Raw genomic sequence first — 21224 nt, forward strand, 5'->3', positions numbered from 1 at the left:
TAAAATCCACCGACGGTTGTCTCTTCTTTTTTTCAATCTCTACCGTACATTATAACAGTTCTTATCTGGTAACTATAATCTTCTGTTTGATTTTCCTGAAATAAAATAAGAACTTTTTGTGACAAAAAGAAGTAGAAATGGCGAAACCCCATTTCTACCCTTCTTCTTATGAATGTGGTGAGTTTGGATCCGTAATAATAGAGCTTTCCGTCTCTTCTTTGTCCAAATATTGTTCACGCTCTTTTAGTTTATAGATGCGAACGATATTCTGGACAACTGTTTTGGCGACCGCATAGAACGGTACGGCGATGAGCATCCCGATGATCCCGGCCAAGTTCCCAGCCACGAGCAAGACGATGATAATCGTGAGCGGGTGGACTTTCAAGGACTTCCCTTGAATGAGGGGTGAAATGACATTTGCTTCAATCTGCTGTACGACAATGATGACGACGATGACCCATACAACTTTGATTGGATCTTGAATGAACGCGACCACTACTGCTGGTGCAGCTCCTAAGAATGGTCCGACATACGGGATGATATTTGTCACCATCATGAAGAGAGCGAGCAAGATAGCATAATCCACACCGACAATCCATAGACCGATGAGTGAGGTGATTCCGACGAAGAACGCGACCAGCAACTGCGCATTGACATAGCTGCGTACCGTCTCATGCATGTCATGCAAGATGTGACGCGTCTCTTTTTCGTAGCTCGATGGCAAAAGTTTGACGATGGCGTCCGGTAGACGCTTCCCGTCAAGCAACATGTAAAGAAGCATAAACGGGATGACGACGATCGTGATGACCGCCGACGTCACGAATCCGACGACTTGACCGAATGACGACGCGATGTTCCCGAACAAATCTCCTAAGTACGACGTGATGTTCGTCGTCAAGTTACGGAACATTTCATCGTTCTCTGCCATGAAGCGTGACAAGAATTCATTTTGTAACAACGTGTCCCGGACAGCGAACGCCTGTTTCTGAAGCTCTTTTGCAATACTTGGCATCGCATTGACGAGCGACGTGATCTGTTCGCCTAACACTGGTCCGAGGATACTGAAGACGAGTGTGAAAATCAGGACGAGACCAATCAACGTAATCGCTACAGCTAAAGTCCTCTTCCCTTTCAACCGTTTTTCTAAAAAGTCGACGATACCGACCAAGAAATAAAAGAAGAGCCCGGCCACAATGAGTGGGACCGTGACGAGTGCCAAAATGACTTGAATCGGTTCAAACACGAATGAGATCTCTGTTCCGACCCAAATGACTAAAAAGATGGTCAGCGTCCAAAAGAGGGCGCGGTACCATTTGTTTTCAAACATGCGCTGCATTTCTCCACCTCGTTTACGATTATGACTATGTACTAACTATGATTATACGATAATTACCCGCTTACGGGACGAGAAAAACAAAAAGGCGAAGGAATCCCTTCGCCCATACTTCATTCACCTTCCGTGATGAGTGCATAAATTGCTTTCCACGCATCGTCTTTTCCTTCTGCTGTTTCGGCTGAGAAAGCGACGAAACGGTCAGATGGATCGAACTGAAGCTTACGTTTTACCGCTGCCTCGTGCTTTTGACGCTGGCTCTTCTTGATCTTATCGAGCTTCGTCGCTACGACGATGACCGGAATGTCATAGTGCTTCAAGAAGTTGTACATCGTCACATCGTCACCCGTCGGCTCGTGACGGATATCGACGAGTAAGACGACGCCGCGAAGCGCCTCTTGGCTCGTCAAATATTGCTCCATCATGACACCCCACTTCTCACGCTCTGTCTTTGATACTTTCGCGTAACCGTATCCTGGAACGTCAACGAACATGATTTCATCATTGATGTTGAAGAAGTTGAGGGTCTGAGTCTTTCCTGGTTTTGAAGACGTCCGTGCGAGCGCTTTCCGTTGGCAAATCTTATTGATGAACGACGACTTCCCGACGTTCGACCGTCCGGCAAGCGCCACTTCCGGCAACTCATGGACCGGATAATGGTCTGGCGCGACGGCACTCGTCACGAATTCTGCTTTGTTGATCTTCATTTAATTTCCTCCAAATGCTACATCTAGTACTTCATCGAGGGTCGTCACGGGAACGAACGTCAATTTTTCACGCACCGTTTCTTGAATGTCATCGATGTCTCGCTCATTATCTTTCGGAATGACGATGGTCGTCAACCCGGCCCGATGAGCGGCGAGCGCTTTTTCTTTCAATCCACCGATCGGTAAGACTCGTCCACGAAGTGTGATCTCCCCCGTCATCCCGACATCGCGATGGACTTTCTTCCCGGTCAACGCGGAAATGAGTGCTGTCGCAATCGTGATCCCGGCCGATGGTCCGTCTTTTGGCACGGCACCTTCTGGAACGTGGATGTGGATGTCTTGTCGCTCATAGAACGTCGGGTCAATCCCAAACCGCTCCGCATTCGCACGGACATAGCTATATGCCGTCTGTGCCGACTCCTGCATCACGTCACCGAGTTTACCCGTCAACTGAAGTTTGCCTTTCCCTGGTGCGAGCGCCACTTCGATTGTGAGCGTGTCTCCACCGAACGCAGTGTAGGCAAGACCTGTCACTGCACCGATTGAGTCCTCGGTCTCCCCTTTTCCGTAACGATACTTCGGTTTTCCGAGATACGTGATGATGGCTTTCTTCGAAATCGTGACCCGTTTCTTCTCACCGATCGCGATTTGTTTCGCTGCTTTACGGCATAGCGAACCGATGACGCGTTCTAAGTTCCGGACACCCGCTTCACGTGTGTAGCGGCGTACGACTTCATAGAGCGCATCTTCTTTGATCGTCAATTGGCTCTTCTTCAATCCATGCTCTTTCAACTGTTTCGGCACTAAGTGACGCTTCGCGATTTCAACTTTCTCGAGTTCCGTATACCCACCGATTTGGATGAGTTCCATCCGGTCAAGGAGTGGTGCCGGAATTTGCGAGACGTCGTTCGCTGTCGCGATGAAGAGGACGTTCGACAAATCGAACGGTTCTTCGATGTAGTGGTCCGAGAACGATACGTTTTGCTCTGGGTCAAGTACTTCGAGCATCGCCGACGCCGGGTCTCCTCTGAAGTCAGAAGCCATCTTGTCGATTTCATCGAGTAAGAAGACGGGGTTCTTGCTTTCCGCTTGCTTCAACCCGCGGATGACACGTCCTGGCATCGCGCCGATATACGTCCGGCGGTGACCACGGATTTCTGCCTCATCGCGTACCCCACCGAGTGAGACACGAACGAAGTGACGTTCAAGCGCCGACGCGATAGAACGGGCGAGCGAAGTCTTCCCGACCCCTGGAGGTCCGGCGAGGCAAAGGATTGGTCCACGAAGCGAGTTCGTCAACTGACGGACGGCCAAGTATTCGAGGATTCGGTCTTTTACTGACTCTAAACCGTAATGGTCATCATCAAGGACGTCTGCCGCGTGTTTCACATCGAGCTTATCTTCCGTCTCGATGCCCCATGGAAGGGATGCGACCCAGTCAAGGTAGTTACGGATGACCGCATACTCCGGCGACGTTTGTGGGACGACGTTCAATCGCTCTGCTTCACGCATGACGTTCTTTCGAGTCGTCTCTGGCAAGTCGAGCGCTTCTAACTTCTCGCGGAGGCGATTCGGCTCAGACTCTTGCGCCTGGTCACCGAGCTCTTGTTGAATCGTCTTCATCTGTTCCCGTAAGTAATACTCGCGCTGCGACTGCTCAATCGACTTCTTCGTCCGCTCGCGCATCTCTTGCTCGAGTTCGATCACTTCCACCTCGTGTGCGATGATTTCAAGCAGTTCAAGCCCTCGTTTGACCGCATCTGCTTCTTCGAGCATCGCTTGGCGAAGCTCGACATCGACATCAAGTTTCGACGTGATATAGTCCGTGAGCGACTCAAGTCGCTCATACATCTCGAAACGACGACGTTCGTCCGGGGACATACCTTTAATGTTCGCGACAAGTTTACCGAACTGCTCTTTCAACAGACGGACGAGCGCCGTACGTTCGACCTCTTCCCCTTCAGCAAGCTCGAGTGGTTCGACGTTAGCGAACCAGCCTTCATCCGTCGATTCGACCGAGTCGACGCGGACACGCTCTTTCCCGACAATGCGAACCCGAATCGTCTCGTTCGACAATTCGCTCATCTTGGCGATATGGACACGTGTTCCAATCGTGTACAAGTCTTCCGGTTCTGGTGACTCGTTCCCGGTCTCTTTTTGAGTGACGACAATTAAATCCGTTTCATGCTCCTTTGCAGCAAGGAGCGCCCGAAGTGATAACGGGCGTCCGACATCGATTGTCACACCGATGAGCGGATATACGACGACTCCTCGCAACGGAAGGATTGGTAATTTTTCCATCTACAACGCCTCCTGTGCAAAAAGGCCCAAAACTCGGAGTGTGCCGAGTGTTTGAGCCTTCTTCGTTAACAAATTATGCTGTCTCTTTGTTGTCCCCTGTCTGTTCGACAGTACCATCACGAAGGACGTATTTCGGACCGGCAAGACCCGTAATCGTTTCATCTGTGATGATGACTTTCTCGATATCGTCACGCGATGGGACAGTGAACATCACATCGAGCATCATTTCTTCGATAATCGAGCGGAGACCGCGCGCGCCAGTCTTACGTTTGATCGCAAGTTTGGCGATTTCGATCAATGCCTCGTCTGTGAACGTCAATTCGACATCATCAAGCTCGAGCATTTTCTCGTACTGACGAACGAGGGCATTTTTCGGCTTCGTCAAGATTTCAACGAGTGCTTCCTCATCGAGTGTCGTGAGCGTCGCCATGACTGGCAAACGACCGATGAACTCAGGAATCAAACCGAATTTTTGAAGGTCTTCAGGAAGTGCGCGGGCGAGCAAGTCTTCTTGCGTCAACTCGCGATTCTCTTGATCGTTTCCGAAACCGATGACTTTCTTCCCGATTCGGCGTTTGACGACCGATTCAATCCCGGCGAATGCTCCGCCGACGATGAAGAGAATGTTTGTCGTATCGATTTGGATGAATTCTTGATGCGGATGCTTACGTCCACCTTGTGGCGGTACGCTTGCTGTCGTGCCTTCAAGAATTTTAAGGAGTGCCTGCTGAACGCCTTCACCGGATACGTCGCGCGTAATCGATGGGTTTTCAGACTTACGAGCAATCTTATCGATCTCATCAATATAGATGATTCCTTTTTCAGCCTTCTCGACATCGTAGTCAGCTGATTGGATCAATTTGAGCAAGATATTTTCGACGTCTTCACCGACGTAACCCGCTTCCGTCAAGCTCGTCGCATCCGCGATTGCGAATGGGACGTTCAAGACGCGAGCCATCGTCTGGGCGAGAAGCGTCTTCCCGCTACCAGTTGGTCCGATCATGACGATGTTCGACTTCGCAAGTTCGACATCATCCGAACGGCCGCCGGCGTTGATGCGTTTATAGTGGTTATAGACAGCGACTGAAAGCGCACGTTTCGCGCGGTCTTGTCCAATGACATAATCGTCTAGAATGTTACGAATCTCTTGTGGTTTCGGAATGTCTTTGAATTCGACTTCTTCCTCTACACCGAGCTCTTCCTCAACGATTTCATTGCAAAGTTCGATACACTCATCGCAAATGTATACGCCTGGTCCGGCGACTAACTTACGAACTTGTTCTTGCGATTTTCCGCAAAACGAGCACTTGAGTTGCCCCTTTTCCTCGTTAAATTTGAACATTCGATACACCCCTTCTGTGGTGAAAATGGATGTAAGTGCGATAAATCGCGATTTGTATTTTCTGGTGCGATGCACCGTGAAAAGACATTTTACATCTCTGCGTTGAAATAATTGTAGCATGAACATATTGCGACTTCAAAGAATTACACATCCAAAGTGTTGTGACAGAAAAAAGGACGACCGCTAAGCAGTCGTCCCACTAAAAATCAACTTACTTCGCTTTACCGTTTTCAACGAGGATGTCGATCGCTTTACGGAATTTGAGGTCACCTTTAAGTGTCTCAAGACCGCCTTGTGGAGCGAGCATCGTACGGAGTTGATCCGGTGCGATGTTGTAAAGTTTAGACATTTCTTCAAGCTCTTTCTCAGCATCTTCGTCAGATACTTCGATTGCTTCTTTGTCAGCGATTGCTTTCAAGACGAGACGAGCTTTAACGCGCTCTTCAGCTTGCTCTTTCATCTCTTCGCGCATTGCTTCTTCAGAAGTACCAGTGAGTTCGAAGTACATGTTAAGGTCGATTCCTTGTGAAGATACACGTGAACCGAACTCTTGTACCATGCGGTCTACTTCTTGGTCAACGAGAACTTGTGGTACGTCGATTGTCGCGTTCGCAGTTGCCTGCTCAACGAGTTGGTCGCGCATTGTACCTTCAGCTTCTTGTTTCTTACCAGCTTCTAAACGCTCACGGATGCTCGCTTTCAACTCGTCGAGTGTCGAAACAGACTCGTCGATGTCTTTTGCGAACTCGTCGTCGAGTTCAGGAACTTGTTTTGTTTTAACTTCGTGAAGTTTGACTTTGAATGTCGCTGGTTTACCCGCTAAGTTTTCAGCGTGGTACTCTTCAGGGAATGTTACTTCAACGTCTTTTTCTTCACCAGCAGTCATGCCGACCATTTGCTCTTCAAATCCTGGGATGAATTGACCAGAACCGATTTCGAGTGTGTAGTTCTCAGCTGTGCCGCCTTCGAACTGCTCACCGTCAGCGAAACCTGCGAAATCAAATACAGCTGTATCGCCGTTTTCGATTGCACCTTCTTTAACAGCGAGTTCTGCACCTTGCTGTTGAAGTGCTTCAAGTTCTGCTGTTACTTCGTCTTCTGTTACTTCAGTTGAAACAGCTTCGTACTCGAGGCCTTTGTATTCGCCAAGCTCAGCTTCTGGCTCAACCACGAATGTCACTTTGAAAGCGACTGGTTTGCCTTTCTCGAGCGTGCCGTCTACATCGATGTTTTCGAGCGCGATTGGTTCGAAACCAGCTTCTTCAACCGCACCTTGGATTGTGTCGCGGTAGAGAATGTCGAGCGCATCTTGATAGAGTGCTTCTTCTCCATACATTTTGTTGAACATTGGGCGTGGCAATTTACCTTTACGGAAGCCAGGCACGTTCAAGTCTTTGACGACTGTTTTAAATGCGGCGTCAACTGCTTTATCAAAAGCTTCTGCAGGAGCTTCGTACGTGAGTACGCCTTGGCTACCTGATGTTTTTTCCCATTTTGCTGTCATGCTAAGTCCCTCCAACAATTCGTTTATACCGTACAAAAATGTACAACAATCCGTATTATAGCATAAATCCTCGGTATGCACACAAGGATTTAGTCTAATAACGCCTGTGTGAAGCGCAGATCCGCCTCTAAAATCGCAGCTGCCAAACCGTCGACTGCCTCGTCATGCAAAATCGCTTGTTTCGCCTGTACGAGCGCCTGTTCCACGTCCGCTTTTTCAGCCGGCACATACGGATAATGCGTATACATATAGTTCATCAACAACTGAGTCCCGATCTCATCGCCCTCTACTGATTTCTGAAGCGAGAGGACGGTCTTCTCCCACGTCTCGATGTGCGATGTTGCCTCCATTTGCGACATCTCGTTCGTCGAATCCCCATCCGACCACTTGATAACCGCAAGTTCGGCAAAAGCCTTCTCTAACACGATCAATTTGACGAGCTTCGGTCGATTGGATACGAGTAGCTCATTCAGCACATTGTCGAGTACCGAATCGATATTGAAATGGACATGTTGCAACGCTTCGATTTGTTCCCCTGTACTGCCTCGCGTCAACGTCCGTTTCAATTTGGCGACTGCCGCCGGAAACTCCGTCATCTTCAACACTTGAAGCACTTGATGTGCCTGTGTGTTGACCGTATCTTTTTCGTCTTGCCATTCGAGGTACTGGTTGATCCAGTGCGCCGCTTCAAACGGCTGGTCCCGCATGATGTAATACTGCGCGATCTGTAATCCGCCCGAAGCCGGTTCTTCCGCTTCCGCCATCTGGATGGCGACGAGTTCCTGCAACTTCTCGAGCGTTTCCGGGTCGTCCGGTTTTTCCATCGCACATTGGAAGATTTCCATGAAAATAAACGGGTCACCTGGAATCGCCTGATACCAATCCCATAAAATCGGTTCGATCCGCTGTCGTTCCCCAGAAGCATCTGCTTCTTGAATCATCTTGTGCAGACGCGACCAATTCCCGGGGAACGGATAGTCCTGGTCCTTTTCCTTCTCCATCTTCCCTCACCCTCTCTTCCATTCCCTTTCATCTTCCGTTAGGACGCGATTCCTTGTCAATCGATTTCCCGGAAAATGAAAAAAGAGACGTTCTCCGTAGAGAGCGTCTCTATTTTAATGGAAGCGTCCCAAGAGGGATTCGAACCCCCGACCGACGGCTTAGCTTACCACCATGACTTTCGTCACCAACATCGTGTTGTTTGTAGTCTGGACTATATCTTCACCGTTTCAGGTGCGACACGTGTAGTCTCTACGGAACCTCACGAGCACCATGCTCCTCCATTGATTCTACCTCTATTTCCATAGACATTCGAATCAACTCGACCCGACCAGGCGGGAATGAGTTTCCTCGGTATTACCATCAGCATGATCTGTTAAGGCTTCACCGATATAGTGTCGTCCACTTTATAGGTTTCTGTTTCCCTATAAAGGCTCCTATTTGTCTTGAAGGCCGTTGCTCTATCCTGCTGAGCTATTGGGACATTGACATGAAAACTATAATAGAAAAATGGTTTCCTGTCAATCGATTTCCCATTCGAAACTCATAGTTTTCCTGCGATGTCCAAATCTTCGACGTGAGAACCGTCTTCCGAGCGATAAAAACGTACCGCTGCTTCCCCTTTTTCTAGGTCAAGAAGCGCATATGTTTTGTCCGTTCGTCCCCGTGGCATCCGAATCGAACCCGGGTTGATGTAGACGACCCCATCCTCGATCAAAGCACCCGCCACATGCGAGTGACCGAACAAGACGACGTTCGCGCCGACTTCTTCAGCCCGATAACGCAGCCGATTCAAGTCGAATTTGACGTCGTGATGATGCCCGTGGACGATGAGGATTGTGCCGGCATCCGTCGTCTCAATCCGTTCGAGCGGAAGGTCTCCACCAAAATCACAATTCCCACGGACCGTTCGATACGGCAATAGATGTTCATTGACAAGTGCGAGTTGTGAATCGCCGCAATGGAACGCGTCATCAATCTCCGCCTCGTGTCGTTCAAAAATCGTTGTCAATTCTTCCGTCAGACCATGACTATCACTCACTATTAGAAAACGCATAAGCTTCATCCTTTCATGAATGGAATGATTTCTGCCTCCAGTTTTCGTAATGCCTGTCCACGGTGACTGACGACCGCTTTTTCTTCACGTTCTAGTTCGGCCGCCGTCTTGTGGAGCGATGGAACGATAAAGAGCGGGTCGTATCCGAAACCGTTCTCGCCACGTGGAGAATAGCCGATTGTCCCTTCAATCGTTCCGCGAACGGTCAACGTTTCTCCTGTCGGCTTCGCCAGACAGAGCGCACAGACGAAGCGAGCCACGCGATTCGTTTGCCCGTTCAATTTTTCAAGAAGAAGCGCATTGTTCGCCTCATCCGATTTTTCAGGACCGGCGAAGCGGGCTGAATATACACCAGGTGCCCCATCGAGCGCGTCGACTTCAAGACCGGAGTCATCCGCGAGAACGGCATGACCGAAATAGGCAGCCGCTTCTGTCGCTTTTAACGCCGCATTTTCTTCAAATGTCGTACCTGTCTCATCTGTTTCCGGCGCATCCGGATAGTCGAGTAGTGACTCGACCTCGAACCCGAGCGGTGTCAACATCCCTTCCAGTTCTTTCACTTTTCCAGGATTGTGTGTCGCAATAATCAACTTCATAATGTCTCCTCCGAACGTTCTCCGACGTACCACCAAGAAGCACCGAGTGCCTCTTCAGCCGTCTTGAATAATGATTCGATTCCGTGTTGCGCGAGCGCGAGCATCTCGTTCATCTCTTGAAGCGTGAACGTCGCCTCTTCACCTGTCCCCTGAACTTCGACGAACCGACCGCTCGCCGTCATGACGACGTTCATGTCGACCTCAGCCGCCGCGTCTTCCATATAGTCCAAGTCGAGAACGAGTTCATCGGTCCGTCCGACCGAGATGGCTGCGACGCCTTCTTTGATTGGTGTATCATCAAGCTTCCCTTGACGGATCAAACGGTCGACAGCGAGGACGAGGGCACAAAAACCACCCGTGATGGATGCCGTACGCGTACCGCCATCCGCTTGGATGACGTCACAGTCAATCCAAATCGTGCGTTCGCCTAGACGTTCCAAGTCAACGACCGAGCGAAGTGATCGGGCGATGAGACGCTGAATCTCCATCGTTCGACCCGATTGTTTCCCACGTACCGCTTCTCGGACAGTCCGGTCACCTGTCGCACGTGGCAACATCGCATACTCGGCATTGATCCAGCCTTGCTTCTTCCCGCGAAGGAAGTTCGGAACACGTTCTTCGACAGTCGCTGTACAAATCACTTTCGTATCACCAATCGAAATGAGGACGGATCCTTCCGCATGCTTATTCACATGAGGTACGATCTCGACTGTTCGTAATTCATCAAATCGTCTCGTATCACGCAATGCCGGTCACCTCGACTTTCTCTGCATGGACCGGACGACCGAGCCATTCGCTCGCTAGTCGGTCAAACAGTTCAATGTCACCCGTCGCATAAAAGGCATGGGATGGGACAGTATCTAATCCGTTCTCAAGCTCTTGATAATCAAGCATCGCTGCGACTTCAAGCGCCGTCTCGTCACCCGACGAGATGAGGTGCACGTTTGGTCCGACCACGTCCTGGATGACAGGCGCAAGAATCGGATAGTGCGTACAACCGAGAATGAGTGTATCCATCTCAGAAGATTGTAGGGGACGCAGCGTCTCTTCCACAATTTGACGGACGCGGTCTCCCGACACGTCCCCCGCTTCGACGAGCGGGACAAAAGGCGGGCAAGCGAGTGAGTACACGTCGACCTCACCAGCCACGTGACGAAGCGCCTTCTCATACGAAGCGCTCTCAATCGTCATCTTCGTACCGATGACACCGATATGTTTGTTGCGCGTCCCTTTGACGGCCGCGCGGGCACCTGGGTCGATGACACCGATGACCGGGATATCGAGGCGTTTCCGCGCCTCTTTCAAAACGACCGCCGTCGCCGTGTTACAGGCGATGACAATCATTTTGACGTCTTTCTTCAATAAAAACTCAATGAGTTCCCATGTATAAGCTTCAATCTCATCGTGCGGACGCGGTCCGTATGGACAGCGTTCCGTATCCCCGATATAGATGATTTCTTCTTTAGGGAGTTGGCGCATCAATTCTTTGACTACCGTCAACCCGCCGACTCCTGAATCGAGGACTCCAATCGCTCGTTTCATTTTGCATCACTTCCATTCTCACCTATCTTACCAAAAAACATCAGACGGAAAAAGAAACGTTCCCATGACAAAAAAAGACGAGGTCGCCAGTGGCGCCTCGTCCCTTACCCGAATTACTGAGCAAGACCTTCGCTAGTGAGCATGTCAGAAAGCGTGTTGATCGCTTCTTCTGCATCTTCACCTTCAGCAGTGATCTTGATTGTAGAATCTTTTGCGATACCGAGTGAAAGTACACCCATGATCGACTTCAAGTTAACTGTTTTACCATTGTACTCGAGGTTGATGTCTGATTGGAACTTAGAAGCTGTGTTAACCAACTGAGTAGCTGGACGAGCGTGAATTCCTGAATCAGCAACGACTGTGAACGTTTTTTCCATGAGATGATGGTCTCCCTTCAAAATTCAATTCTACAGGCGAACCGGCAGAATATTTTTTGTTTGTGAACTCATTATCAAATGATAGCGGATTCGCAAAAATTCTGCAAGCGGTTTTTATATTCCGGAGTCCATTCCGTTGGACGACCTTCCTTCGTCAAATGAACGAGGCTCGTTCGTCCCGCGAAGAGGAGTTGCTCTCCGTCATATGCCCCGTAATGAATATCACATGAAGTGTTTCCGACCGTCAAGATATTGGCATGCACGGTCAGCTGTTGACGTGGCATGACTTGTCGAACATAGTCACATTGCGCATCGGCGACGACGACAAACCCGTCCTTCAAGGAGAATCCTGTCGCTTCTAACAACTCGATTCGCGCATCTTCGAAATAGATGAACGGGATCGTGTTGTTCATGTGACCGTACGGATCGCACTCCGAAAAGCGGACTTTCACATCGAGCGCGATCCCTGCTTTGACACGTGTTTCCCAACCTGGCTCTCGAAAGTACTTGGTCATCGGCTCGCTTATGCCTCGACCGCAGAACCGGTGCGACCTTTGTCACTACCGAAGAACTGTTTGAACGAGTGAAGCGTCGTTTGACGGTTCATCGAAGCGATAGACGTCGTGAGCGGAATGCCTTTCGGGCAAACTTCGACACAGTTTTGTGCGTTTCCGCACTGCATGATGCCGCCGTCTTCCATAAGGGCTTCGAGGCGGTCTTCCGCATGGAAGGCACCTGTTGGATGCGAGTTGAAGAGACGGACTTGCGAAATCGCTGCTGGACCGATGAAGTCCGACTTGTCGTTGACGTTCGGACACGCTTCAAGACAAACCCCACATGTCATACATTTCGATAACTCGTATGCCCATTGACGTTTGTTTTCTGGCATACGCGGTCCTGGACCGAGGTCATACGTTCCATCGATTGGAACCCATGCCTTCACTTTTTTCAACGCATCGAACATACGCTGGCGGTCGACTTGGAGGTCACGGATAACCGGGAACGTCTTCATCGGCGCGAGGCGGATCGGTTGCTCGAGTTTATCGACGAGCGCTGTACACGATTGGCGTGGCTTCCCGTTGATGATCATCGAGCAGGCACCACATACTTCCTCGAGACAGTTCATGTCCCAGTTGATCGGTGTCGTCTTGTCGCCGTTCGCGTTGACCGGGTTACGGCGGATTTCCATCAATGCCGAGATTACGTTCATGTTCGGACGGTACGGCACCGTGAATTCTTCAGTATATGTTGCTTGATCTGGTCCATCTTGGCGTTCAATGATGAAGCGGATGTCTTTTTGTTCAGATTGCATTGGCGTCGTCATTTCGTCTTCGCCCCTTTCTTCGAGTAATCCCGTTTACGTGGCGGGATTAACGAAACATCGATGTCTTCATACGAGATATCGACTTCCCCATCTTTGTAACGTGCCATCGTCGTCTTCATGAACTGCTCGTCATTACGTTCCGGGAATTCCGGTTTGTAATGGGCACCACGGCTTTCGTCCCGCTTGAGTGCGCCGAGTGTGATGACGCGTGCGAGGTCGAGCATGTGGTCGAGCTGTCGAATGAACGATGCCCCTTGGTTGCTCCAGCGTGCCGTATCCGTAGCCGAGATGTTATGGAAACGTTCACGCAATTCTTGGATTTTTTTGTCCGTCGCTTCGAGCTTATCGTTATAACGAACGACTGTGACGTTATCCGTCATGAGTTCACCGAGTTCACGGTGGATTTGATACGCGTTCTCTGTTCCGTCCATCGCAAGGATGTCGTTGAAGCGTTCAATCTCTTCACGCTCGTTGAAGTTGAAGAGCGCGTCTGAGACGCTTTCTGTCGCTTGGTCGAGACCACGCATGTAGTTGACCGCTGCAGGACCTGCTTCCATTCCGCCATGAACGGCTGAGAGGAGTGAGTTCGCCCCGAGACGGTTCGCACCGTGCATCGAGTAGTCACATTCACCGGCTGCGAAGAGTCCAGGGATGTTTGTCATTTGATCGTAGTCGACCCACAGTCCGCCCATTGAATAGTGGACTGCCGGGAAGATCTTCATCGGTACTTTACGCGGGTCGTCCCCTACGAATTTCTCGTAGATTTCGAGGATCCCACCAAGTTTGATGTCGAGTTCTTTCGAATCTTTGTGCGACAAGTCGAGGTACACCATGTTCTCGCCGTTGACGCCGAGTTTTTGGTTAACACATACATCGAAGATCTCACGTGTCGCGATGTCACGCGGTACGAGGTTTCCGTATGCTGGATATTTCTCTTCGAGGAAGTACCATGGTTTCCCGTCTTTGTATGTCCAGACACGTCCACCTTCCCCACGAGCCGATTCACTCATGAGACGAAGTTTGTCGTCCCCAGGAATCGCAGTCGGGTGAATTTGGATGAACTCCCCGTTCGCATAGACGGCACCTTGGCGGTAAACCGCTGCCGCTGCTTGTCCTGTGTTGATGACCGAGTTTGTCGACTTACCGAAGATGACCCCTGGGCCACCTGTCGCCAAGATCACCGCGTCCGATGGGAACGCTTTAATTTCCATCGAGCGCAAATCCTGACAGACCGCACCGCGGCAGATCCCTTCTTCATCGATGACGGCACGAAGGAATTCCCATCCCTCATATTTCTCGACAAGACCTTGTGCTTCATAACGACGAACCTGCTCATCGAGTGCATAGAGAAGTTGTTGACCTGTTGTTGCTCCAGCATATGCCGTACGGTGGTGAAGCGTTCCACCGAAACGACGGAAGTCTAAGAGACCTTCTGGCGTACGGTTGAACATGACACCCATCCGGTCGAACATGTGGATGATTTTCGGTGCATTCTCTGCCATTTTTTGAACAGGTGGTTGGTTGGCGAGGAAGTCGCCCCCGTAGACCGTGTCGTCAAAGTGTTGCCAAGGAGAATCGCCTTCCCCTTTCGTGTTGACGGCCCCATTGATGCCACCTTGGGCACAAACTGAATGTGAACGCTTGACCGGTACAAGCGAGAATAGTTTTACCGGAACACCCATCTCTGCCGACTTGATCGTCGCCATGAGTCCAGCTAGACCGCCACCGATGACGATCAAACTTTGATTTGCCATGTAAAATTCCCCCTAATTACAAGATGCCTGCAAACGTCAAAATCGAACGGATGCCGACAAAAGATAGTGCCAAGAACACGACACCTGATACGTAGCTCATGAGACGTTGCGAACGAGGTGACTGTGTGATTCCCCACGTGATCGAGAACGACCAAAGACCGTTCGCGAAGTGGAACGTAGCCGAAAGGATTCCGACTATGTAGAAGATCAACATGAGCGGGTTGTCGACGATGTTTTGCATCATCTCCGCATTGACTTCTACCCCGCGTAATTTCGCTAAGCGCGTTTCCCAAACGTGCCATGCGATAAAGATGACGAGGAAGACCCCTGTGAAGCGCTGGAAAATGTACATCCAGTTACGTGCGTATGAATAACGGTTCGAGTTGATCGATCCGAGAAACGCATAGTACACGCCGTACACGCCGTGGAAGATCATCGGCAATGCGATAATCGTCACTTCAAGGAAGTACAGATACGGTAAGTTCTCCATGAATTTTGCTGCTTTGTTGAATGACTCCACCCCATCGACGATGTAGTAGTTGACCGATAAGTGAACGATCAAAAACAAACCGATTGGAATGACCCCAAGTAGCGAATGGACTTTACGACTGAAATAGTCACGATGCGCTGCCATTCTAGTTCCCCCTTTTCACGAGCATTGGCTCGTTTTGTCAATAAAAGCGTTTTCAAATGCAGATATAGCTTTCTGACTCCTATTCTACTCTTGTGAAAATTGTATGACAAGATAACCTAGCCGATTTGTGCCACATTCTTTTCAAAAATACAGGATGACCAAATTCAGATTGGTCGTTATAATGATATAGAGAGATTGGAGTGATGGGATAGAATGGAAACGATGAGCCAACCAATTTTCGCGATTGAACTTCTTCGCGACTATGTGTTGACGGACTTGCTTGGTGAAGATTACGCCCAAGTCATCTATTGGTCAGGAAAACGGGTCGCCCGCAAATTCCCGACGATGTCTGACGATGAACTGACTGCATTCTTCGACGAGGCAGGTTGGGGAGCGTTGACGCTCAAAAAGGAACGTGGGAGTAAATTTACATACGAACTGACCCCACCGCCCACGACCCAAGCCAAGGCGACCGGTTACTATCAGCTCGAAGCTGGATTTTTAGCCGAACAGATTGCAGGTCGTTTCCAGTGCGTCGCGGAAGGATATGCCGATCCCGCTCGAAAAACTGTCCAAATCACCGTCCAACTAGACCGGAAAGACGATTACGAATAAGAGTCGATGCGTTTCGCATCGACTCTTATTTTTGTTTCTGCTGAAGTTGCCCGTTCATATACTGACGTACGTCATTGAGTTCGTGTTGATCAAACGTCACGTCTTCCCCTTCATAGCCCTGAGTCGCTTTACGAACGACCGCTACAACATTTCCCGGAAAATGTCCGTTCTCTATCACCCAACCGAGCGCTTCTTGTTTCGAGAGAAGGGCACGTTCTTGTTCATAGGCCAGTCCGCGTAACAAGTTCAACACGCAATAAATCGGATTTTCATCCATCGTATCGAGACAGTCGAACGCATCTGCCCGAATCGCATCAGAAAAATGAGCGGAATCGAATCCGCAGAGCAATTGATGAAGTGGCTTTCCGCGCCAAGTGATACCTCGTTGTAAAATCATCATCATATGAGCTGCCAAATCAGGGTCGGTGAATCCTTGTTGCAATTCGATTCGCTCTTCCCTACCTGCCTTTTCAAAACGAGAACGCCATCCTTCACTATAGTGAAACTCGAAGGGACTCGGGTGACACCAGTCTTTTAGCTGGACCATCGTCATGATACTCAGTTCGAGCGGATATGGTTCGTTGGAGTATAAGAGACAACAGTCGATGAGTTTTTGTCGTTCCTCCCGAGTCAATGCGTTCGATACGACGAGCAACAAATCTACATCACTTCGCTTCGGATGAAAGCCACCCATCGCTAATGAACCATGAATGTATACATGCTGAACGGTTGGTAGAAATTCATCAACCGTTCTCACGAATGAAGCGATTGTATTCTCCACGTCTGTCGGAAGCTGCCTCATTCATCCGTATCCTCATGCACATATTGAAGGACGGTCTCCGCCAGTTTTTCCGGTAGTCCCGCTTCTTTCAACTGTTCAAGCGAGGCCAGACGAATCTGTTTCATCGACCCGAAATGACGGATGAGCTGTTGACGACGCTTCGGACCGACTCCCGGAATCTCGTCTAGGATTGATTTCGTCATCTTCTTTGTGCGCAAGCTACGGTGGAAGGTGATGGCGAAACGGTGGACCTCATCTTGCATTCGTTGCAATAGATAAAACGCACTCGATCGTGGGTGGAGTTCCACGACCGCACCATGTTCTCCAAACAACAGTTGACTCGTCCGATGTCGGTCATCTTTTTTGAGTGAGCCGACCGGTAAATCGAGCCCGAACTCGTTTTGGATAACGTCGAGCGCGGCATTCAACTGTCCGAGTCCACCATCAATCAATAGGAGGTCGGGTAGTCGCTTGTCTTCCGTCAACAGGCGACGGACCCGTCGACGAACGACTTCACGCATCGTCTCGTAATCGTCCGGCCCTTGGACGGTACGAATCTTATATTTCCGATACTCTTTCTTGAGTGGTTTCCCGTCCTCAAAGACGACGAGCGCCGATACGGCGTCCGCCCCTTGAATGTTCGCGTTATCGATGATGTCGACACGCGACAAGTTCGGAATGCCGATTGCCTCCCCGAGTTCACGCATCGCGAGTAACGTCCGCTCTTCGTCTCGTGCGAGCAATTCGAATTTCTCGTTCAAGGCGATCGTCGCGTTCTTCGTCGCCAAATCAAGCAGTTGCTTCTTCGCCCCACGTTTCGGTTGCATCACTTTCGTACCGATTGCGTCATTCAATAAATCGAGGCGAACCGTTTCCGGTACGAGAATCTCTTTTGGCACGACATTTTGTTCATAGAACTGGACGATAAAACTTTCGAGCTCTTCAGAAGGTTCTCCGTGCATCGGGAAGAGAGAGACATCTCGCTCGATCATCTTGCCGCCTCGCATATAGAACACTTGGACACACATCCAGCCCCGGTCAAGCGTATAACCGAAGACGTCTCGTGCCGTCGGGTCGGCCGTAATCATATTCTGTTTATTCATGATCGATTCCACCGCTCGAATCTGGTCGCGCAGTTCAGCCGCTCGCTCGAACTGCATGTCCTCAGCGGCACGTCCCATCTCAACGTTCAGCTTCGTGAGCGTCTCAGCCGTCTCTCCGTTCAGGAATCGACGAATCTCGTTGACGATCTCTTTTTGCGAATCCGTGTCGACCGCGAGCTCACAAGGCCCTAGACATTGACCGATGTGATAATAGAGACAGAGCTTCTTCGGCATCGGCTGACATTTACGGAGCGGGTATAGTTTATCGAGCAGACGTTTCGTCTCGTTCGCCGCGTAAGCGTTCGGATACGGTCCGAAGTAATGTCCGCCGTCTTTCTTCAGCTTACGTGTCGTCAATAGACGCGGATACGGTTCGTTCGTAATTTTGATGTATGGATACGTCTTGTCATCCTTCAAGCGAATGTTGTACTTCGGATCATGCTTTTTGATGAGCGTCATTTCGAGCAGTAACGCTTCGAGTTCGCTCGCCGTCACGATATACTCGAAGTCACGGATCTCTGCGACGAGACGCATCGTTTTGATGTCGTGTGCGCCCGTGAAATAAGAGCGGACCCGGTTCTTCAAGTTTTTCGCCTTCCCTACGTAAATCACTTCATCATATTCATTTTTATGCAGGTAACAGCCTGGCTCATCTGGGAGTAACGCTAATTTATGTTTGATATGGTCAGTATGACTCAATTCTATTCACCTCAGTTTAGCTTCCTCCTGTACGGGAAAAAGAGTGTGATATCTCGTCAGAGGAGGATTTTATATTATGAAACGATACGATGTCATTATTATTGGGAGCGGGTCTGCCGCGAGCCAAGCCGCCACGATTTTACGTGACGCCGGTAAAGAAATTGCCATCATTGAAAACTGGACGTTCGGAGGAACGTGTCCCCAACGTGGATGTGACCCGAAAAAAATGCTCGCCGAAGGTGCCGAACTACTCGCCCGCACGGAACGTATGCGCGAGCTCGGCGTCGAAGGAAGCCTGTCCCTCGATTGGTCGTCCTTTAAAAAGCGGATTGATGAATATCGCTTCTCGATTCCTACGTCAAAAACGCAACATTGGAACGAGATGAACATTGACTTATATCAGGGGGAGCCTCACTTTATCGATGAAGACTCCATCGTCATCGATGGTCATGAGCTCTCTGCCCCTCAATTTTTAATCGCGACGGGCCAAACACCCCGCCCTCTCGACATTCCAGGTGGCGAACTGGCCATCACGAGCGATGATGTGTTCGACCTCGACGCATTACCGAAATCGATTCATATTGTCGGTGCCGGTTATATCGCTTTTGAATTCGCCCATATCTTCCGACGCTTCGGAAGCGACGTGACCCTTCTCATTCGTTCACGTGCGTTGAAGGCATTCGACCCGAACGTCGTCCATCGGCTCCTCGAGGAGTCGAAGCGAATCGGCATCACCGTCCGACATGACATCGAACCGACACGAATCGATGGGAACGTCTTAACGTTATCAGATGACTCTACCCTTGAAGGAGTTGTCCTTAACGCCACAGGGCGAATTCCAAGCATCGAGCGACTTCATCTCGAAGCAGCCGGAGTCACAGTCGACCACCATGGTGTTCAGGTGAACGATTATCTCCAGACGAGCAATCCGACTATTTATGCCGCTGGGGACGTCGCAAGCAGTCCAAATCCTGCGCTTACACCGTTCGCTGGTCAAGAAGGACGCCTCGCTGCATTGAACATGCTTCACGGGAATACACGGCCACTCCCGGAGCGTCCGGCGCCGACAATCGTGTTTGCGACGCCGCCGATTGCCAAAGTGGGGCTCACTGTGGAGGAAGCGGAAGCCGAGGGTATCGACTTCGACGTGAAAGAAACGGACATGTCCCATTTCCTCACCTATTCACGCATCAATGACGCGACCGCCTATTCGAAAGTATTGTTGAGTGCGGAAGGTCATATCATCGGGGCACATCTGATTGGACACCATGCCCCGGAACTCATCAACCTGTTCTCTTTCATTATACAGAACAAACTGTCGCATCAACACGTGAAGCACTTAGAAGTCGCCTATCCGACGGCCGCCTCCGACCTGACCTATCTGATCTAAACAAAAGACGGGACTCGCCTCATGGCGAATCCCGTCTTTTTCTTATTCGATTCCTTTATCCTTGTCTTCTTTCAGCGCGTCTTGTAGCGACTTCTCCCAAAGCGGGACCCCTTTCGCGTGCGCCGCACGTGAGATGAGGTGCCCCCCGACTGGAGCCGTCAAGAGGACGAAGAAGAGACCGAGCAAGAGTCTTGCATCGAATACTTGCTCATCGACATAAACGTGAAGCACAGCGGCGAAGAGGACGAACATGACACCGAGCGTCGCACTCTTCGAGGCAGCGTGTGTTCTCGAATAAATATCTGGGAGACGGATGAGACCAATCGCGGCGACGACTGTGAAGAAGACGCCGATGATCGTGAAGATGCCGGTAATGAGATCAAAGATCATTGTCGCGGTCATGTTGGATAATCTCTCCCCTCTCTAAGAATTTCGAGAACGCAACCGTTCCGATGAAGGCCAAAATACTGAGTAGCAAGATGACTTCAAAATATAAGGTCGTATCGAGCAGGATCGACAGTAACGCGACGACCGAGATGAGCGCGATCCCGATTGAGTCGAGCGCGATGACTCGGTCTGCCGTCGTCGGTCCTTTGACGACGCGATACAACATCATCAACATCGCAAGCAAGAGAATGGCGAGCGAGATGTAGATGAGAATGTCTAGTAAATCCATCACTCTGTCGCCTCCTTAATGCTTGATTCAAAGTTATCATAAATGTCTTTTTGTAATGCTTCCTTATCCGGCATGTTGAGCGCGTGGATATAGAGCACGGAATTGTCTTTCGACACCTGAACGACGAGCGTCCCTGGTGTGAGCGTGATCAGCATCGAGAGCAAGCTGACTTTCCAGCCTTTGTCGAGAGACGTCTCATACCTGAAGATTCCTGGTTGAATCTTCAGCTTCGGACTAAGGACGAGACGTAACACCTCGAAGTTCGCGAGGAACAGTTCCCGGATGAAGATGAGGAGCAGTTTAAACAGACGCCAGACGCGTGTGAAGTAAAAACCGCCTCCACTAGATTTAAAGAATCGGCGCATCATGAACAAGATGAGCAAGCCGAGTAGATACCCGACGAAAAATCCGCTCGTTGTGAACGATCCCGTGAGGAACATCCAGATGAACGCCAAGAAAAAGTTAATCAAAAGTTGATAAGCCATCTGTG

22 protein-coding genes are annotated in these 21224 nt (G+C 50.1%); 2 read left to right on the forward strand and 20 right to left on the reverse strand.

The features are described 5' to 3' along the window. Positions 1-166: 166 nt before the first annotated feature. The 15 genes from PJK55_RS06165 to PJK55_RS06235 all read right to left on the reverse strand — a co-directional run bounded on the left by PJK55_RS06165 (position 167) and on the right by PJK55_RS06235 (position 15470). Positions 167-1336 carry an AI-2E family transporter gene (locus tag PJK55_RS06165; protein ID WP_271305118.1) on the reverse strand — a complete coding sequence of 390 codons (1170 nt, stop codon included), beginning with the start codon at positions 1334-1336 and terminating at the stop codon, positions 167-169. 110 nt (positions 1337-1446) lie between these two features. Beyond that, entirely contained in the window at positions 1447-2040 is a 594-nt protein-coding gene (gene yihA, locus PJK55_RS06170) for a ribosome biogenesis GTP-binding protein YihA/YsxC (protein ID WP_074032795.1), read from the reverse strand. After that, positions 2041-4341 (reverse strand): endopeptidase La, encoded by a 2301-nt coding sequence (lon, locus tag PJK55_RS06175; protein ID WP_271305119.1) that lies wholly within the window; start codon positions 4339-4341, stop codon positions 2041-2043. A 73-nt stretch (positions 4342-4414) separates the two neighbouring features. After that, a complete protein-coding gene (gene clpX, locus PJK55_RS06180) occupies positions 4415-5683 on the reverse strand; it encodes an ATP-dependent protease ATP-binding subunit ClpX (RefSeq protein ID WP_015881113.1) in 1269 nt (422 codons plus the stop codon). Between the two features lie 211 nt (positions 5684-5894). Then, positions 5895-7187, reverse strand: a complete 1293-nt coding sequence (gene tig, locus PJK55_RS06185; protein WP_214749748.1) for a trigger factor — start codon at positions 7185-7187, stop codon at positions 5895-5897. A gap of 89 nt (positions 7188-7276) precedes the next feature. Beyond that, on the reverse strand, positions 7277-8188 hold the full coding sequence (locus PJK55_RS06190) for a hypothetical protein (protein ID WP_271305120.1): 912 nt from the start codon (positions 8186-8188) through the stop codon (positions 7277-7279). A gap of 542 nt (positions 8189-8730) precedes the next feature. Beyond that, positions 8731-9243, reverse strand: a complete 513-nt coding sequence (locus PJK55_RS06195) for a metallophosphoesterase family protein (protein WP_271305121.1) — start codon at positions 9241-9243, stop codon at positions 8731-8733. 5 nt (positions 9244-9248) lie between these two features. Continuing rightward, positions 9249-9839: an XTP/dITP diphosphatase gene (locus tag PJK55_RS06200; protein ID WP_074032779.1), complete on the reverse strand. Its 591-nt coding sequence runs from the start codon at positions 9837-9839 to the stop codon at positions 9249-9251. Next, positions 9836-10585 (reverse strand): ribonuclease PH, encoded by a 750-nt coding sequence (gene rph, locus PJK55_RS06205; protein WP_074032777.1) that lies wholly within the window; start codon positions 10583-10585, stop codon positions 9836-9838. The genes PJK55_RS06200 and rph overlap by 4 nt, the downstream gene beginning before the upstream one ends. After that, complete coding sequence (racE, locus tag PJK55_RS06210) at positions 10578-11381, reverse strand: glutamate racemase (protein WP_214819366.1); 804 nt, start codon at positions 11379-11381, stop codon at positions 10578-10580. Before racE ends, rph begins: the two co-directional genes overlap by 8 nt. Positions 11382-11494: 113 nt before the next feature. Next, positions 11495-11758, reverse strand: coding sequence for a phosphocarrier protein HPr (locus PJK55_RS06215; protein ID WP_015881106.1), 264 nt, complete (start codon positions 11756-11758; stop codon positions 11495-11497). Positions 11759-11832: 74 nt separating this feature from the next. Continuing rightward, positions 11833-12273, reverse strand: coding sequence for an acyl-CoA thioesterase (locus PJK55_RS06220; protein ID WP_147537790.1), 441 nt, complete (start codon positions 12271-12273; stop codon positions 11833-11835). An 8-nt stretch (positions 12274-12281) separates the two neighbouring features. Further along, entirely contained in the window at positions 12282-13070 is a 789-nt protein-coding gene (sdhB, locus tag PJK55_RS06225; protein WP_193343274.1) for a succinate dehydrogenase iron-sulfur subunit, read from the reverse strand. Positions 13071-13078: 8 nt separating this feature from the next. Continuing rightward, complete coding sequence (gene sdhA, locus PJK55_RS06230) at positions 13079-14836, reverse strand: succinate dehydrogenase flavoprotein subunit (protein ID WP_074032768.1); 1758 nt, start codon at positions 14834-14836, stop codon at positions 13079-13081. 16 nt (positions 14837-14852) lie between these two features. After that, positions 14853-15470 carry a succinate dehydrogenase cytochrome b558 subunit gene (locus PJK55_RS06235; RefSeq protein ID WP_271305122.1) on the reverse strand — a complete coding sequence of 206 codons (618 nt, stop codon included), beginning with the start codon at positions 15468-15470 and terminating at the stop codon, positions 14853-14855. A gap of 222 nt (positions 15471-15692) precedes the next feature. Between PJK55_RS06235 and PJK55_RS06240 the strand changes: the two genes are divergently transcribed. Next, positions 15693-16085 carry a YslB family protein gene (locus PJK55_RS06240; RefSeq protein ID WP_271305123.1) on the forward strand — a complete coding sequence of 131 codons (393 nt, stop codon included), beginning with the start codon at positions 15693-15695 and terminating at the stop codon, positions 16083-16085. Positions 16086-16110: 25 nt separating this feature from the next. Here PJK55_RS06240 and PJK55_RS06245 read toward each other — a convergent pair whose 3' ends face one another. Then, positions 16111-16887, reverse strand: a complete 777-nt coding sequence (locus PJK55_RS06245; protein WP_271305124.1) for an aminoglycoside adenylyltransferase domain-containing protein — start codon at positions 16885-16887, stop codon at positions 16111-16113. Further along, complete coding sequence (gene uvrC / locus PJK55_RS06250; protein WP_271305125.1) at positions 16884-18668, reverse strand: excinuclease ABC subunit UvrC; 1785 nt, start codon at positions 18666-18668, stop codon at positions 16884-16886. The genes PJK55_RS06245 and uvrC overlap by 4 nt, the downstream gene beginning before the upstream one ends. A gap of 76 nt (positions 18669-18744) precedes the next feature. Between uvrC and PJK55_RS06255 the strand changes: the two genes are divergently transcribed. Continuing rightward, a complete protein-coding gene (locus PJK55_RS06255) occupies positions 18745-20058 on the forward strand; it encodes a dihydrolipoyl dehydrogenase family protein (protein WP_271305126.1) in 1314 nt (437 codons plus the stop codon). A 42-nt stretch (positions 20059-20100) separates the two neighbouring features. Here the strand turns inward: PJK55_RS06255 and mnhG are convergent, their stop codons facing one another. The 3 genes from mnhG to PJK55_RS06270 are packed head-to-tail and all read right to left on the reverse strand — an operon-like array spanning position 20101 to position 21219. After that, a complete protein-coding gene (gene mnhG / locus PJK55_RS06260; protein ID WP_271305127.1) occupies positions 20101-20460 on the reverse strand; it encodes a monovalent cation/H(+) antiporter subunit G in 360 nt (119 codons plus the stop codon). Next, positions 20438-20734 (reverse strand): Na(+)/H(+) antiporter subunit F1, encoded by a 297-nt coding sequence (locus tag PJK55_RS06265; RefSeq protein ID WP_026826530.1) that lies wholly within the window; start codon positions 20732-20734, stop codon positions 20438-20440. Before PJK55_RS06265 ends, mnhG begins: the two co-directional genes overlap by 23 nt. Beyond that, positions 20734-21219 carry a Na+/H+ antiporter subunit E gene (locus PJK55_RS06270; protein ID WP_015881095.1) on the reverse strand — a complete coding sequence of 162 codons (486 nt, stop codon included), beginning with the start codon at positions 21217-21219 and terminating at the stop codon, positions 20734-20736. The genes PJK55_RS06265 and PJK55_RS06270 overlap by 1 nt, the downstream gene beginning before the upstream one ends. Positions 21220-21224: the final 5 nt, after the last annotated feature.

It is taken from the genome of Exiguobacterium sp. MMG028, assembly GCF_027947425.1.
Lineage (GTDB): Bacteria > Bacillota > Bacilli > Exiguobacteriales > Exiguobacteriaceae > Exiguobacterium > Exiguobacterium aestuarii_A.